1 protein-coding gene is annotated in these 1,449 nt (G+C 67.5%); it reads right to left on the bottom strand.

The features are described 5' to 3' along the window. On the bottom strand, positions 1–1,448 hold a 1,448-nt coding region (locus ACWGRX_RS26910), incomplete at its 3' end, for an NAD-dependent succinate-semialdehyde dehydrogenase (protein ID WP_452120057.1). Position 1,449 lies beyond the last annotated feature (1 nt).

Raw genomic sequence — 1,449 nt, 5'->3', positions numbered from 1 at the left:
GCGCCGAGCCCTCCCATCAGCATGTACTTGATCTCGACGAACTCATCGATGCCGTGCAGCGAGCCCTCGCGTCCGAGGCCGGATTCCTTGACGCCGCCGAAGGGGGCGACCTCGGTGCCGAGCATCGCCGAATTGATGCCGACCATGCCGTATTCGAGCTCCTCGGCGACGCGGAAGGCGCGGCCGAGATCCCGGGTGTAGAAATAGGCGGCCAGGCCGAAGGGCGTGTCGTTGGCGAGCGCTACGACCTCGTCCTCGTTCTTGAAGCTGTAGACCGGCGCGACCGGGCCGAAGGTCTCCTCGCGCGTCACCAGCATCCTGGTGGTCACGCCCGACAGCACGGTCGGCTCGTAGAAGCTGCGGCCGAGCGCATGGCGCTTGCCGCCGGTCACGACCCTGGCCCCGCCCGCCACCGCGTCGGCGACGTGACGCTCGACCTTCTCGACCGCGCGCGCATTGATCAGCGGCCCCTGGACGACGCCGATCTCGACGCCGTTGCCGACCTTCATCTTGGCGACCTCGCCGGCGAACTTCGCCACGAACGCGTCATGGATGCCCTCCTGCACGAAGAGCCGGTTGGTGCAGACGCAGGTCTGGCCCATATTGCGGAACTTGGCGGCGAGTGCGCCGGCCACCGCCGCATCGAGATCGGCATCGTCGAAGACGATGAAGGGCGCATTGCCACCGAGCTCGAGCCCGACCTTCTTCACGGTCGAGGCCGCCTGCTGCATCAGGAGCTTGCCGACCGGGGTCGAGCCGGTGAAGCCGATGAAGCGCACCGCCGGATGCGAGGTCATCACGCCGCCGATCGCGACAGCATCACCGGTGACGACGTTGATCACGCCCCTGGGGAAGCCGGCGCGCTCAGCGAGCTCGACCAGTGCCAGCGCAGTCAGCGGGGTGTCCGGCGCCGGCTTGACCACGAAGGTGCAGCCCGCCGCGAGGCCGGGCGCGCATTTGCGGGTGATCATCGCCGCCGGGAAGTTCCAGGGCGTGATCGCAGCGCAGACACCGACCGGCTGCTTCTGCACGATGATCCGCGAATTCGGGAAGGGCGAGGGAATCGTCTCGCCATAGATGCGCTTGGCTTCCTCGGCGTAGAACTCGACGAAGGAGGCGGCATAGGCGACCTCGCCGCGCGCCTCGGACAGGGGCTTGCCCTGCTCGGCCGTCATGATCTGCGCCAGATCCTCCTGGTTCGCCATGATCAGCTCGAACCATTTGCGCAGGATCGCCGAACGCTCCTTGGCCGACTTCTTCGCCCAGGGCTTGAAGGCGCGTGCCGCCGCCTCGACCGCGGCCGTCGTCTCATCGGCGCCGTAGCGCGGCACTTTCGCGAGAACCTCGCCGGTCGCCGGGTTGTCGACGACATCGGCGCCTTCGCCGATCCAGGCACCGTCAACATAGCACTGCGAGCGAAAAAGCGACGGGTCGTTGAGCTCGAGCATG

The organism is Allobosea sp. NPDC055594 (genome assembly GCF_053618995.1).
Note: the sequence above shows the minus strand (reverse complement) of the source record. Positions and strands in the feature narration are given on the sequence as shown.